This window comes from uncultured Chloroflexus sp., from assembly GCF_937951745.1.
Lineage (GTDB): Bacteria > Chloroflexota > Chloroflexia > Chloroflexales > Chloroflexaceae > Chloroflexus.
Window position 1 is genome coordinate 50,571 of record NZ_CALFBQ010000029.1, and the last position, 13,518, is coordinate 64,088.

The window sequence follows — 13,518 nt, forward strand, 5'->3', positions numbered from 1 at the left end:
ATATCGCGCGGCTTGACTGCTCTTGGGTCGTTGCGAGGAAATGATGGAGGTACACAATAGCGTGGTGTACCCTGTCCCCGCAGCAAATTCTTCTGTTAAAGCGCATTATACCGGAGCGGACTGATTCCGTGATCGGGGGCAATGTCGCTATGGCGAGGGAGCGGCGGCGTCTAGCCGCGCTGGGTGTTGCTCGACCGCAGTCAGCCCCCTTTAGCGAAGCGCATGCCTGAGCAGGCTGGTTCTGCGCTTGCAAGAGATTGCTTCGCTGCAGGGCGCTGGCCCCATGCTGCCCCTCTGTGCGGCTCGCAATGACAAGTGGGAAAGGGGAGTGATTGCTGTGCCGCATAGGGTATAGCACTGCTATGCCACTGCTATGGTCACGTCCGCGCGTTGCTGAGAACGACGCCGAGCAGGTTGGCTTTGACCTTCTCAAGCTTTTGGCGCGCCTCGCGCACGCGGTCGCGGCGCGAGCGACCGGCTTGCACCACGAGCAAGACGCCATCGACGCGAGTAGACAGAACAAGTGCGTCGGTGTAGCTTTGCACCGGCGGCGTATCGAAGATCACGATGTCGGCGGTTTGGCGCAGGCGGGCCAGCAGCCCTTCCATACGGCGTGAGCCAAGCAGATCGGCGGGACGGGGAGGCAGCGGCCCGCTGGGCAACAAGCTCAATCCCGGCACTTCGGTCGGCTGGATGGCGAGCGGCGCATCTTGATCGAGAATCGAACTGGTGAGACCCTGTTCGTTCGAGATGCCGAAGATGGTGTGTAGGGCCGGCTGGCGTAGATCGCAATCGACCAGCAAGACTCGCTGTTCGGCTTGGGCCATGGTAACGGCCAGATTCGCGGCGGTCAGACTCTTTTCCGGCGTTGGCTCGGCGGCGGTCAGCAGCAACGTATGGATCGGCTTATCGAGACTCGAAAAGAGAATATTGGTGCGCAGCGTGCGATACGCTTCGGCGGCGGCGGAGGCCGGTTCGCGCAGCGTGATCAACATCTGCTCGGGCGACGATGTCACGAGCATCACTCCTGCCTGTCTTTACAATAAGCGTGAAGGCGTGAAGCGGTGGGCGGCGCAGCAGTAGCGTTGCCGCCCTTCATCTGAAAAACTCACTTCTCGGCCAGCGGAATCGCCCCTAGGGTTGGCAGGCCGACAAAGCGTTCCACATCCTCCGGCGTTTTGAGCGTGTCGTCGAGGTATTCGAGCACAAACGCCAGCAATACGCCTACCACCAAGCCAAGGATCGCGCCGGCCAGCATGTTGATCCGGGTATTAGGCCGGATCTCGACCAGCCGGGCCGGTTGGATGCGAGTAACGTTGATCCGAGCGGTGCCTTCGAGGGTGGCGTTGATTCGGTTGACTTCGGCAACAATCCGTTCGCCGACCGCATCGGCCAGCGCCTGTGATTGATCGAGGCGTGGCAGATCGACTTCGATCACAATCTTCTGCTCATCGGGGCGCGGTTGGATGTTCACATCACGCATGAGGCGTTCGCCGCTGATGTCGAGGCCGATCTGCTGGCTGATCTGGTCGAGCACGCTCGGTTGCATCACCAGCTCGCGGTAGCTGTTCATCGAGTTGCGCAGCACAATGTTGAGGCCGTTGTCAGCTTGATTGGCCAGCGCTAGATAGACTGCCTGCGAGCGGAAGGTTTGCGGCAGTAGCTTACTGATCGCATACGCGCCGACCACTGCCGCGATTGCAGTGAGGGCAATCACCCACCAGCGCTTGATCAGCACATTCACATAGTCGCGGATTTCCATAAGCGTTCCCCTTGGGCCGGGCGCAGCACAGCGGCGACGACCGCGAGCGCAAACCCGGCAACGAAGCCCAACGCAGCGCGGAGGGCGGCATCGAACAACGTCGTGCGCAATGAAGCGATCGGTTGTGGCTCGCTAGCCCCATCGAGTACCACCACATTCAACTGAGCGTTGGTGCGGCCCCAAAAGGTGAGACCGTCGCTTTGCAACAGCGTAATTGCCGCTTCGACCAATGCTTGGGCCGCTTGCGGTGAGGCAGCCTCGCCACGTAGATCAACGGTGCGGTGTAGTAGGGTTACGCGCAGCCCCTGCTGAATTTCAGCCGTCGTCAAGGGGACGTTGCGCGCAGCAAGTAGTGGCTGTAGCTTGTTGGCAAACGCGGCACTGCTCAAGACTTGCGGCAAGTCATCGAGCAAGAACTCAGTGATCTGCCAGTTATCAACCGTGTCTTCTGCCCCAACAATCGGATAAGTGATCAACAACCGGGATGTTGCGGCATAACGCGGTGGTTTTTGCAGATCGAACCAGAGACTCAACCCGCCGGCAATCAGTGCCGGCAGCAGTATAAGCAGCCAAAACCGGCGGGCAATGCGAATAAGCGTGATGAGTTCCATAGTGTAGATAATAGCGTCTTATGCAAGATTGCGGGGTCGGATAGCGACAGTGATCAGCGACGTTGCCGCTCTCGCTCATCTTACTATACTTTAGCCATTGCGTTGCTGATCATCCTGCTGCAACCGATTGGCGATACAGACTCTGCTCAAACTCAAGCAGGCGTCCAGCGCGTTGGGCAGCCAACGCCTCATCGAGAAAAGATCGCATAGCGGTAAGGAAGCGTTCACGACTGAACTGTTCGGCGTGGTGGCGCAGGGTGAGCGAATCGACTGGATCGGTGCGAGAGAGGGCAACGGCGGCGGCCAGCGCGGCGGCGGTCGGCTGGTAGAAGAAGCGTCCGGTTACGCCTTCAACGAGCGTTTCGAGTGCGCCGCCAGCAGCATAGGCGATGACGGGCCGGCCAACCGCCAATACTTCCAGCGGGGTAATGCCAAAATCCTCTTCGCCGGGAAAGATAAAGGCGCGGCAGCGGGCGAACAGATCGAGCCGGGTTGCTTCATCAACCCAGCCGAGAAACTCGATATGGGGGCCGGCCATCCGCTCGAGCCGCGCGCGATCACGGCCATCACCAAAAATCTTGAGCGGCAGGCGCAGATGGTTAAACGCCTCGATCGCCAATTCCAGCCGCTTGTAGGGGATCAACCGCCCACCTGCGAGGTAAAAGTCTTCGGGCTGGCGTGGCTCATAGGGTGGCAGATCGACCGGCGGCGGGATCACCATCGCCGGGCGGCGGTAGTAGCGGGCAATCCGTCCGGCGACCTCGCGTGAATTGGCCACAAAGAGATCGACCCGATTAGTGCTGACAGCATCCCACATACGCAGATAATTGAGTAGCAACGGCAACAATCGTGCTTGGAGGCCGCTAATCTGTTCACGAGCGACATAATCGCCGGTGCGCCAAGCGAAGCGCATCGGTGTGTGGCAATAGCAAATATGCAACGCTCCCGGTCGGGGAATGATTCCTTTAGCGAAGGCGCTCGAGCTACTGATAATGAGATCATAGGCTCGCAGATCAAACTGCTCGAAGGCAGTGGGATACAGCGGCACGTAGCGGCGAAACTGGGTGCGCCATGCCGGCAAGCGCTGCATAAACGAGGTGCGAATATCCCAGTGTTGGTAAGCAGCCGGCATGGTTGCCGGATCGAAAATCGAGGTATAGACCGGCGCTACCGGGAACAGCTCGTGGAGGGCTTCGAGCACGCGCTCGGCGCCGCCGTATTGGTTCAGATAGTCGTGTACCAGTGCGACCTGCATAGCCAACACCTATCCTATCCGGCCGGTTGCCGTTGCCGGATAGGATAGCACATTCCTGCGGTTGCGTTTACCTGCTGTATTGGCGGCGGAGAGCGAAGCTCATCGCTGTCATCAGCGCCATCGCGCCAGCGCAGACAAGGTAAGCGGTTGGGAAGTCAAAACTGTCGGCGATGCTGGCCATTAGCGCCACGGCGATCAGCGTGCCGATACTAATCGTGATATTGATGACGCTCTGGGCGACACCGCGATCAGAGGCGGCCACCTCTTCCAGTACCAATGCGCGCAACGCGCCGCCGACCACAATGCCCAAGCCGCTACCCATAATGAGCGTTGCGACGACAAAGAGCCAGAACGGCGCTTCGGGCAGACCCAACAGGGCAGTGCCGACCGTCAATTGGCTGTAGCCGGTCACCATCGTCATCCGCCCACCGATGCGCGGCAACCACCGTCCGGCGATCACCGATGTCACCGAGGCAAGGAAGACTAGCGGCAGCAGGAAGAAGCCGGCTTGGCTAATTGGCACGCCGAAATTCACCGCGACCGAAGTAATGAAGATAATGCTGCCCATCGAGATGCCGGAACCGACGGCCAGCAGATAGACCACTTGCAATTGGCGGTTCGTAAAGAGCCGTGGTGGCAACAGGGGTGCCGGCGCGCGCGTTTCGCGCCATGCGAGCAAAGGGGTCAGCACTGCGACCAAGAGGAAGAGCCACGGCCAAATGGTCATCCCAAAGATGCGATCGAGCAATTGGTTAATGCCGAGCGTGGTGCTGACCAAGATCAGCACCAGCAGCACCAGCCCTTGCCAATCGAAAGCGCCATTGGCCGCTTCGTGATGGGCAGCCGAGCGGGGCAAGGCGCGCCACCCGAGAAAAATGACCACTGCGGCGACCGGCAAATTGAGTAAAAAGATCCAGTGCCAATCGGCAACGGCCAGTATCAATGAAGCCATTACCGGCCCGACCAGAAAAGCCATCCCCGAAGTCGCGCCAATTAAGCCCAGCGCCTTCGCCCGTTCCGCCGAGGGCAGCACATCGCCGATCACGGCGCTAGCGGTGGGGGTAATGCCACCGGCGCAGACACCTTGCACGGCGCGCCCCAGCAACACCATCGTCAGATCGGATGCCAGCGCGATCATCAGCGAACCGATAGCAAAGCCAAAGACATTGAGCAGGTAGACATTGCGGCGCCCGTAGCGATCGCTTAGACTGGCCATCAACGTTGTGCTGCTCAGCGAACAGAGGGTAAAGATAATCGAGACCAACACCACTTGCGTGTTGTCAATCGCAAATGCAGCCCGCAACGCTGGCACGATTGGGCCAATGATTGCCGAGTCGAGCGCTGACATAAAGACACCCACGAACAACACGGTCATAATCGCGCGGCGGGTATCGGTTTCGGGCACGGCCACCGAAGTCATGCGACCTCCTTCATCGCTAATCAAGGGATAGCAGATAAAGAATGGAAGGGAACCGCCTTTATAGCAATGCCTGCTCTGAACCCATCGTTATTCGATCACGTGCAATTGCGTTTGCCGGCCATGCAACCATACCATAGTGCCCCCGATCAGCGCAGCATCTTCTTCGAGGGCAATGCGTACCGGTTGATGACCCCATTCGGGCACGGGCGCCACATTATTTAACTCGATGGCGTAAACAGTCTCGTCGTACAGAGGATAATCGCCGGCGCCGGGCACACCTTCTTGGTGATCCCACAATCCAATCGCCGGCCCGGCAGCATGGCCGTGATAACCAAGCGGATGCGAATAAATCGAAGGTTGCAAACCTTCGGCCAGCGCGCGCGCACGGGTTGCCGCTAACACCTGATTGCCGGTACGCCCAACACGCATCTCGGCTAACAAGATATCTTGCAACCGGTTTGCTTGGGCTAACGCGGCGATCAGCCCTGCAGGCGGTGCGGTTTCATCGCGCGCTAATACATACGCATGCTGTTGTTGGTCGGTACATAGGCCAAGGTGGCAAAATCCAACATCACAATGGATCAAATCGCCGGGCCAGATTCGGTTGCGGGTTGGCGGGGCGTCAAATGGCATGCCACGAGCTTGAAGGTTGACCGTTGGTTGGAACCAAGCTTGCACACCGGCCTCGTGCATCGTTTGGCGCAGCCACCAAACGACATCATCGGTTGTGGTGACGCCGGGTGTAATCACGGCGCGCGAAAATGCGGTAGCGATGATCCGATGACCAAGCGCAACTAATTCCGGGTAGACTGCTAATTCGGCTGGAATACGGCGTTCGAGCCAACCGATGACAATCGTTTCGGCGCTTACGCAACGTTCAGCGTAGCGAGGGCCAAGGGTGGCGCAGAGACGTTGGTATTCAGTGTAGGTCAGACCATCAGCAAAAGCAAAGGTTGGAGACATATTGATCCCGATCCGTTGCGGATCATACTCGGCAACGAGGCGGGCTAAGCAGTCATCTTGTGATTCGGTGTCAGGATCCCAAGCCTGCCGGTAGAGATCGCCATAACCGTAGCGATCAAGCGTCAGTCGCTCGACCGTGCCATCAGGGCGACGGGCAAAGAGCAGAATTGTACGGCGACGGGCATTCATCACCGGCGCTGGAAGCAACGTCATAATGACTGGGTCTTCATTGTATTCACGCGCAGTCACCATCCACAAATCGATTTTGGCGCGTTCCATTAGTTCGGGTAACAGCAGCGTCAAGCGTTCAGCTAGCCATTGCGCGCGCAGATCGCTCTGCATACGGAGCGAAGTCACAACGGGGGTGATGATCATAGCGTGAGATCGTCTTTCTACACAGCGCTGGGTTGGGTCATCGTTCAACCTGAATCTCGACTATTATAACGCATGCGATGAAAGAGCTGCTGTTACTGTCGTAGTGAGTGAGCTTAACGTAAACGGCTTAGCCAAAAAAGAGACCATACCGCTCGCTCGCAAATGTGCCGGTAATTCTTGTTGTGAGAAGCCACTCATCAGAACGATCCGCAAGGATGGGTAGCGACTGAGGATTTCGGTCGCCAGCTCATCACCCGTTTGGCCCGGCATCGTCAAGTCGATGAGGGCGAGCGCTAATTGGTAGCCATGCTGGTCGAGCACTTGGTGCGCCTCGGTGCCACTAGCGGCTTCGTAGACGGTGAATCCTAGCCGGCGCAACATCCGTTGCGCCACCACACGCACGTCAGGCTCATCATCAACGACCAATGCCAATCGTTCGATTTGAGCCAACGGTTGTTCAATCACTGCTTGCATCGGTTGCGACTCTTGAGGGGGGTTGAGATAGTATCAGAAAGGGTTGTCATTGGCCAAAAGACGGTAAACGTTGTGCCATGATCCGGTTCGGTTTCAATATGCAGCGCGCCGTGGTGGGCGCGCACAATTCCATTCACCGCCGCTAAGCCAAGGCCGCGACCGGTAAATTTGGTGCTGAAAAACGGATCGAAAATGCGCGCTTTGGTGATTTCGTCCATCCCATGGCCGGTATCTTTGACAATCAGCGCTGCGTAACATCCGGGTGGCTGGTCAGCGCCGATCTGCATCGTGGCCATCTCATCGGCGCTGACCTCACGCGCCTCAGTCATAATGGTTACGGTGCCGTTACCGGTAATGGCTTCTGCGCCGTTAATGGCCAGATTCATCAACACCTGCTGGATCTGGGCAATATTGCCTTCGATTGGTAATGGAGTTGGGGAGGGTTGGATGATCAGATCAACCCGTCTGGGTAAGATACTGCGCAGCAATGTTTGCATCTCTTCCACGGCCCGGCTCAGGTCAAGCCGTTGCATTTCGGGTTGGTGGCGGCCAGTGTACGTGAATAATTGATTAGTCAGCTCGGTGGCGCGTAACGCAGCTTGTTCGATTTGCACCAGTAATGGATAAGCAGGGTGATCGTCTGGTAGTTCGTTGAGGGCGAGCGATACGTTGCCTAACACGCCGACGAGCAGATTATTGAAATCGTGGGCAATCCCGCCGGCCATAACCCCTAAACTCTCAAGACGCTGAGTCTCGCGCAGTTGCTGCTCGATCCGTTCTCGTTCGCGCTCCATCCGGCGCCGTTCGGTGACGTCGATTGCAATGCCGGCGATGCCGTAGATCTTCCCTTCGTGATCGAATAGCGGAAATTTGATGGTGGTAAACGCCGTCAACCCATTAGCCGTCCAGCGATCGTCATCGCGTTGGATCGGGCGGCGATGACGCATGACTTCACGGTCGAACGAGCGGTAGTAATCGGCGAGTGCCGGCGGAAACAGATCTTCATCACGCTTGCCGATCATTGCCGGCGGTTCGTAGCCAGAAAATTTAGCCAATCGTTCGTTGACCATCAGATAGCGCCCTTCGGCATCTTTGACAAAGATCAGAGCCGGTATCTGATTGATAATGTCTTGCAACAACCGGCGGCTGGTTTCAACCGCAGCTTCGGCAGCGCGTTGGGCGGAAATATCTTCGATCAAGCGGACAAGAAACGTAATCTTGCCCTCTTCGTCACGCACCGCCGAACAGGTCATGCGACCGTAAACAATATGACCGTCTTTGTGCAGGTAACGTTTTTCGATCGTATAGCTATCGCGGTTGCCGTTGAGTAATTCTTCCCACAGCAGCAAATCGGTGTTGCGATCATCGGGATGGGTGCGATGCAAGATCATCTTGCCGATCAGCTCTTCGCGCTCAAACCCCAACAGCGTCGCGATGGCTCGGTTGCAGTCGATAATCCGGCCACTCTCTTCAATGACCACAATCCCAATGTTCAATTGATCAAACAGTGCGGCAAAGCGCCGTTCGCGTTCGTGCAGTTCGGCGGCAAGGCGTTGTTCTTCTTCGCGGATCCGCACCCAATCGGTCACGTCACGGTTCATTTCACCGATGAGCACTAGCCGGTGCATGTGATCGTAGATCGGAAAATAGGTTGTTTCTGACCAAAATTGTTGATCAATAGTTCGACCTTCGATCTCGGCTTCGGCGGTATCGTAGGGAGTTGGCGGCATAGCAGCGATTTGGCCGCGGCGAGCAGCCTCGAAGGCAGCGACGAAGCCGCGCTTCTGGGCTGCCGGATCGTGGTAGATGTTGTAGCGCCCAACAATCTGATCAATGGGGGTCGCCACCAATTGTTCATTGGCCCGATTCATTGCCACTGACAGCCCATCAGGTGCAAACAACACCATTGGGATGGGCAATTGATGAAAGACCATATCGAACGGCAACTCTTGAGCGGCCAAACTCGCGGTAAACTGTGCGCGGAGGATTGAGAGCTGTTGACGTAAGATGGCATTTTCGCGTTCAAGAGATCGCAATCGCTCGTGTATATCCATAACTGTGTCCTCTGAGCATTGCGGAAGGTTTGATCCGGTTGGTTGGTCGCTCTAACATAGTTACCGCCCGCTAAAGTTGGGGGCACGTTTTTCGATAAAGGCGCGCATGCCCTCTTTCTGATCTTCGCTGGCGAAGAGGAGGTAGAAATTGCGCAACTCAATGGCCAACCCTTCGCGCACGGTCGTTTCAGCGGCGGCGCGCACCGCTTCTTTGGCCAATTGCACGGCAAGCGGCGATTTAGCGGCGATCGTCTGCGCCACTCGGCGCGCTTCGTCAAGCAGGGTTTCCGGCGGGCAGACCCGGTTCACTAACCCATGCGCGTAGGCTTCTTGGGCGCTGATCGTCGCGCCAGTCAAGACCATCTCCATGGCGCGATAGGGGCCAAGGGCGCGGGTGAGGCGTTGGGTGCCGCCGGCGCCCGGAATGATGCCAATGTTGATTTCAGGCTGGCCAAATTGGGCCGTCTCGCTGGCCAAAATAATGTCGCACATCATTGCCAGCTCACAGCCGCCGCCGAGCGCGTAGCCATTGATAGCGGCAATCATCGGTTTGCGGATGGCCGCAATTTTGGCCCAGCGGGCAATCATACCGCTGGTAAGCATCTCTATTGGTGTGGCGTTGGCCATTGCTTTGATGTCAGCGCCGGCAGCGAAAGCCCGTCCGGCCCCAGTGATGATGATGACCCGGATCGAGTCATCGGCGTCATACATCTCGAGATGGCGAATAAGATCATCGATGAGTGCTGGGCTGAGGGCGTTGAGCGCCTGTGGCCGGTTGAGAGTTACGATCGCGATTGGGCCTTCGATTGTACTGATGATCAATGGTTCGTCGCTCATGACAGTTGCTCCTTCATATACGGCGGTAAATGCGCAACGATATTACAATGCAGCATCATTACGTTAGTTGTCGTAACCCGATTGTACCACGCCCGTTGCAGGAAGTAGCTGCTCTATGGTACATTGAAGCCAGCAAAACCGGGTTTTGCGCCGCCAGAAGGAGACGCGCCTTGACCCCTGTCGAAGATGCCAATCTGTCCAACCGGATTACGCCGGCCATTGAAGATTATCTGAAAGCGATCTATCTGCTACAACAACAGGTCGGTGCGGTGACGACAACGATGCTCGGCGAGCAGCGCGGGTCGCGCCCAGCTTCGGTTACTGGGATGATTAAGAAGCTGGCCGAGATGAATCTGGTGCAGCATACGCCCTATCAAGGCGTGGTGCTGACGCCCGCTGGCGAGCGAATTGCATTGGAGGTGATCCGGCATCATCGCTTGCTCGAACTCTACCTTGTCGAAGCGCTCGGTTATAGTTGGGATGAGGTGCATGAAGAGGCCGAGCGGCTCGAACACCACATCAGCGAGAAGCTCGAGGCGCGGATTGCCGAACGACTGGGTTACCCGGATTTTGACCCGCACGGTGACCCGATCCCCGGCGTTGATGGGGCGTTGCCTGCCACCCGCGCCATCCGGCTGGCCGATCTGCCGCTCCACCAACCGGCGCGGATTGCGCGGGTGCGTGATCAGGCGGCTGAACGGCTGCGCTATCTGGCCGATCTCGGTCTTGTGCCCGGGGCGCGGGTGGTGGTAATGGCCAGTGCGCCATTTGACGGGCCGTTGACGGTGCAGATTTGCGATACCGCCCCGGTGCCGCTTGATCGACGCTTGGCCCGCACGATCGAAGTTGAGACTGAGGAGCCGGCAGTTACGTCGTAGCGGTCACGAAGATCGGGTTGGTAAAGAGCCACGGTTTGCCGCCCCAATACGCTTCGACGCGGTAGATGCCGTCGTCGTCAACCGTTTGGCGGATGCGGCGAATGCCGCTGGTCATCACTTCGCCGTTCACAATTAAACGCGCATACGCATCGACGCCAACATCAACTTCTACCAGCAACGGTCCGCCGGCGAGGCTGATCGTGTCGCCCATTTCCGCTGTTTCACCGGGCCGGCTGAGACGGAAGATGATCGATGGCGCTTCGCCATCAAGCCGGTTGGCAAAGTAACAACGTCCGGCGGTTAACGCAGCATAGACCTGATTGGTGGCCTCTTTCGCATCACTGCTGAGCGGTTCGGCAAGTAGAAGGTAGTTGGTAAGGGTGCGGAAGATCCACGGGTAGGGAAAGACCTCGATCTCGCCCCATGGCGCTTGGCGTTTGAATCCGTGGGCATCGACGCCACCGATACCGAAGGTGCGCCGACCGGCCATATTCAGCCGATCCCACCACCACAAAGTCGCCAGCGTCGGCCCGCTCAGGCCCAAGCGCGGGTTGAGCACCAGCGCCAGTTTGTTGCGCTCGGTTAGGTGCTCGCCCCAATCACTCATCAAATTCCACAACTCTAGCCCAACGACGCGCCCTTCGCGCTGGCTTGGTCCATCAATCGTCCAGTCATCCCAACGGTAGATGTCTTTAAACGAATTGCGGATTCGCTCGTCGGGATGGGCAATAATGCCGAAGCCGCCGCGATTGTACACTTCATCAATGAATTGTTGCGGTGGCAGTTGGTTGCTAATCACCGTGTCAACGTTGAGGGCGAGGAAGTGGTTGTGATTAGGGGTGATTTCATGGCCGACGATGACTAATACATCGTCGTGCCAGCCGGCAAAGGGCAAGCCTTCGAGGGTGTCGTGGTCGGTGACAATCACCCAGCGCAGGCCAGCCTCACGGGCAGCGGCAATGAGTTGCGGAAAGGTAGCCGATCCGTCCGAGTAGGTGGTATGCATGTGGATTGCGCCGGGGTAGATGAAGGGATAGTTCATAGCGTTCTCCGCTAGTAACATCGATACGCGGTTGTTATAGATAGTATAGCCGCAAAGCGACACTAGCGATGCGTGGATGTCAAGTGTTAGGCAGGGCCGTGTGCTGGCTGTGATTATGCGGGGCGGATTGGCCGCAGCCAGCTCCTGCTCTCGCACACACCAATGCGTGTAGGGATGGATCTCGCTCTCGTGGGGATTGCTTCGCCGCGCTACGCGCAGCTCGCAATAACAAACGGGGAGCAGCTTTCCAAAAAACCTTTGCGTGGGTCGGCGCGGAGAACGGGCAGTTTATCAGCGCCCGTGCGTCCTAAAAAACCTTTGCGCTCTCGGCGCCCGCTGCGCCTTTGCGTTTACTAAGATATGCTACTATACCCACGTTATGATCACCATTGACATCGATGCCAGCCGGGCGACGGTTGCTCAGCGCACTGGTACCGAACGCTACAGCTATGAGGTGATTGCGGCCTTAGACCGGATCGCGCCGGCGGAGGTGCAATTTCGCCTTTATATCAACGGTGGGCACGATCGGTTACCGCCGCTGAGCCAGCGAGTGCAGGTGCGCGATATTCGCTGGCCGCGACTGTGGACGCATCTGCGCCTTGGGCCGGCCAGTTGGCGCGCACGCCCGCAGGTGTTGTTTGTGCCGGCGCATGTCGTGCCGCTGCTCCATCCGCCTACGGTAGTGACCATTCACGATGTAGGCTATCGGGTCTTTCCCGAGGCGCATACCGCTCGCCGTCGGCTCGAACTCGAGGTGACGACGCGATGGAGTTTACGCGCGGCCCGGCGCGTGCTGGCCGTTTCCCATGCCACCAAGCGCGATCTGGTCAATTGGTATGGGATCGATCCCGACCGGATTATGGTCACGCACCTTGGCTTGAGCGCGGAAGTTAGACCGCCGGACGATCCGCAGTGTGTTGCGGCTGTGCGCGCGCGCTACGGCTTGGCGCAACGTCCATATCTTTTGTATATCGGTACGGTGCAGCCGCGCAAGAATCTGGCGCGGCTGATTGAGGCGCTGGCGACCGTATTGGCTGCCGGTTACGATCTTGATCTGGTGCTGGCTGGCAAGCGCGGCTGGCTGAGCGAACCGATCGAACGGCGGGCCAACGAGTTAGGCGTTGTCGATCGGGTTCGTTTTACTGGCTATGTAGCCGATGCCGATCTGCCCGCGCTACTGGCCGGTGCGTTGGCGTTTGTCTTTCCTTCGCTCTACGAAGGCTTTGGCTTACCAGTTCTAGAGGCGATGGCATGCGGTGCGCCGGTCATTACCAGCACGATCTCGTCGCTGCCGGAAGTGGCCGGCGATGCGGCGTTGCTGGTTGACCCGCTCGATACGAATGCTATTGCCGCCGCGATCGTGCGCATGCATGATGATACGGCCTTGCGCACTGATCTGCGGCAACGCGGTTTGGCGCGTGCGCGCCAGTTCACGTGGGAAGCGTGTGCGCGGCGGACGCTTGAGGCATTGATAATGGATTGAAACGATGGAACATACGACCGAACCAACCCTTGTGTCCGATCCCTTTCTGGCTGGTATGCAGCTCTTCAACGCCGGCGAGTATTGGCATGCCCACGAGCAATGGGAAATCTGCTGGCGCGCGGCGCAGGGGGAAGAGGCCGAGTTTTACAAGGCTTTGATCCAGACCGCAGCGGCGTTAGTAAAGTGGCGGCAGGGCAATCTGCGCGGTTTGCGGCTCAATTGGGCCAAAGCGCAGCGCCGGCTAGCGCAATTGCCGGCAGTCTATCGCGGAGTCGATGTGGTGGCGTTGGCCATGGCGATGGCGGCAATACTGACTGATCCGGCGAGCGGAGAGGGGCCTAACCTAGGGGCATAGCAGCGTGCT

Annotated in this window: 13 protein-coding genes; 3 read left to right on the forward strand and 10 right to left on the reverse strand. The window is 58.1% G+C overall.

Going from position 1 to position 13,518, the window contains the following annotated elements; all coding sequences use genetic code 11:
* Positions 1 to 377 precede the first annotated feature (377 nt).
* From Q1A59_RS07930 to Q1A59_RS07970, 9 genes are all read right to left on the reverse strand, one after another.
* On the reverse strand, positions 378 to 1,022 hold the full coding sequence (locus tag Q1A59_RS07930) for a CpsD/CapB family tyrosine-protein kinase (RefSeq protein ID WP_298403973.1): 645 nt from the start codon (positions 1,020 to 1,022) through the stop codon (positions 378 to 380).
* An 86-nt stretch (positions 1,023 to 1,108) separates the two neighbouring features.
* Positions 1,109 to 1,762 (reverse strand): YveK family protein, encoded by a 654-nt coding sequence (locus Q1A59_RS07935; RefSeq protein WP_298403975.1) that lies wholly within the window; start codon positions 1,760 to 1,762, stop codon positions 1,109 to 1,111.
* Positions 1,741 to 2,373 (reverse strand): lipopolysaccharide biosynthesis protein, encoded by a 633-nt coding sequence (locus Q1A59_RS07940; protein WP_298403979.1) that lies wholly within the window; start codon positions 2,371 to 2,373, stop codon positions 1,741 to 1,743. Before Q1A59_RS07940 ends, Q1A59_RS07935 begins: the two co-directional genes overlap by 22 nt.
* Before the next feature lie 109 nt (positions 2,374 to 2,482).
* On the reverse strand, positions 2,483 to 3,628 hold the full coding sequence (locus Q1A59_RS07945) for a glycosyltransferase (protein ID WP_298403981.1): 1,146 nt from the start codon (positions 3,626 to 3,628) through the stop codon (positions 2,483 to 2,485).
* 67 nt (positions 3,629 to 3,695) lie between these two features.
* Complete coding sequence (locus Q1A59_RS07950; RefSeq protein ID WP_298403983.1) at positions 3,696 to 5,048, reverse strand: MFS transporter; 1,353 nt, start codon at positions 5,046 to 5,048, stop codon at positions 3,696 to 3,698.
* Positions 5,049 to 5,135: 87 nt separating this feature from the next.
* Positions 5,136 to 6,386 (reverse strand): M24 family metallopeptidase, encoded by a 1,251-nt coding sequence (locus Q1A59_RS07955; protein WP_298403985.1) that lies wholly within the window; start codon positions 6,384 to 6,386, stop codon positions 5,136 to 5,138.
* 63 nt (positions 6,387 to 6,449) lie between these two features.
* On the reverse strand, positions 6,450 to 6,860 hold the full coding sequence (locus Q1A59_RS07960; RefSeq protein ID WP_299644754.1) for a response regulator: 411 nt from the start codon (positions 6,858 to 6,860) through the stop codon (positions 6,450 to 6,452).
* Entirely contained in the window at positions 6,848 to 8,914 is a 2,067-nt protein-coding gene (locus Q1A59_RS07965; RefSeq protein ID WP_299644756.1) for a PAS domain S-box protein, read from the reverse strand. Before Q1A59_RS07965 ends, Q1A59_RS07960 begins: the two co-directional genes overlap by 13 nt.
* A 60-nt stretch (positions 8,915 to 8,974) precedes the next feature.
* Positions 8,975 to 9,751 carry an enoyl-CoA hydratase-related protein gene (locus Q1A59_RS07970; protein WP_298403989.1) on the reverse strand — a complete coding sequence of 259 codons (777 nt, stop codon included), beginning with the start codon at positions 9,749 to 9,751 and terminating at the stop codon, positions 8,975 to 8,977.
* Positions 9,752 to 9,921: 170 nt separating this feature from the next.
* Here Q1A59_RS07970 and Q1A59_RS07975 point away from each other — a divergent pair, with 170 nt between their 5' ends.
* A complete protein-coding gene (locus Q1A59_RS07975; protein ID WP_298403992.1) occupies positions 9,922 to 10,629 on the forward strand; it encodes a metal-dependent transcriptional regulator in 708 nt (235 codons plus the stop codon).
* Here Q1A59_RS07975 and Q1A59_RS07980 read toward each other — a convergent pair.
* Entirely contained in the window at positions 10,619 to 11,671 is a 1,053-nt protein-coding gene (locus Q1A59_RS07980; protein WP_298403994.1) for a CehA/McbA family metallohydrolase, read from the reverse strand. The genes Q1A59_RS07975 and Q1A59_RS07980 overlap by 11 nt on opposite strands.
* A 379-nt stretch (positions 11,672 to 12,050) precedes the next feature.
* Between Q1A59_RS07980 and Q1A59_RS07985 the strand changes: the two genes are divergently transcribed.
* The gene (locus Q1A59_RS07985; protein ID WP_298490008.1) at positions 12,051 to 13,154 is read left to right on the forward strand and encodes a glycosyltransferase family 1 protein; all 1,104 of its coding nucleotides are present in this window, start codon (positions 12,051 to 12,053) and stop codon (positions 13,152 to 13,154) included.
* A gap of 4 nt (positions 13,155 to 13,158) precedes the next feature.
* Positions 13,159 to 13,509, forward strand: coding sequence for a DUF309 domain-containing protein (locus tag Q1A59_RS07990; protein ID WP_298403999.1), 351 nt, complete (start codon positions 13,159 to 13,161; stop codon positions 13,507 to 13,509).
* Positions 13,510 to 13,518: the final 9 nt, after the last annotated feature.

Excerpts from the sequence above, each read along its gene's own strand:
- Q1A59_RS07930 (WP_298403973.1), bottom strand. The coding sequence starts at position 1,022 with ATGCTCGTGACATCGTCGCCCGAGCAGATGTTGATCACGCTGCGCGAA.
- Q1A59_RS07935 (WP_298403975.1), bottom strand. The coding sequence starts at position 1,762 with ATGGAAATCCGCGACTATGTGAATGTGCTGATCAAGCGCTGGTGGGTG.
- Q1A59_RS07940 (WP_298403979.1), bottom strand. The coding sequence starts at position 2,373 with ATGGAACTCATCACGCTTATTCGCATTGCCCGCCGGTTTTGGCTGCTT.
- Q1A59_RS07945 (WP_298403981.1), bottom strand. The coding sequence starts at position 3,628 with ATGCAGGTCGCACTGGTACACGACTATCTGAACCAATACGGCGGCGCC.
- Q1A59_RS07950 (WP_298403983.1), bottom strand. The coding sequence starts at position 5,048 with ATGACTTCGGTGGCCGTGCCCGAAACCGATACCCGCCGCGCGATTATG.
- Q1A59_RS07955 (WP_298403985.1), bottom strand. The coding sequence starts at position 6,386 with ATGATCATCACCCCCGTTGTGACTTCGCTCCGTATGCAGAGCGATCTG.
- Q1A59_RS07960 (WP_299644754.1), bottom strand. The coding sequence starts at position 6,860 with ATGCAAGCAGTGATTGAACAACCGTTGGCTCAAATCGAACGATTGGCA.
- Q1A59_RS07965 (WP_299644756.1), bottom strand. The coding sequence starts at position 8,914 with ATGGATATACACGAGCGATTGCGATCTCTTGAACGCGAAAATGCCATC.
- Q1A59_RS07970 (WP_298403989.1), bottom strand. The coding sequence starts at position 9,751 with ATGAGCGACGAACCATTGATCATCAGTACAATCGAAGGCCCAATCGCG.
- Q1A59_RS07980 (WP_298403994.1), bottom strand. The coding sequence starts at position 11,671 with ATGAACTATCCCTTCATCTACCCCGGCGCAATCCACATGCATACCACC.
- Q1A59_RS07985 (WP_298490008.1), top strand. The coding sequence starts at position 12,051 with ATGATCACCATTGACATCGATGCCAGCCGGGCGACGGTTGCTCAGCGC.
- Q1A59_RS07990 (WP_298403999.1), top strand. The coding sequence starts at position 13,159 with ATGGAACATACGACCGAACCAACCCTTGTGTCCGATCCCTTTCTGGCT.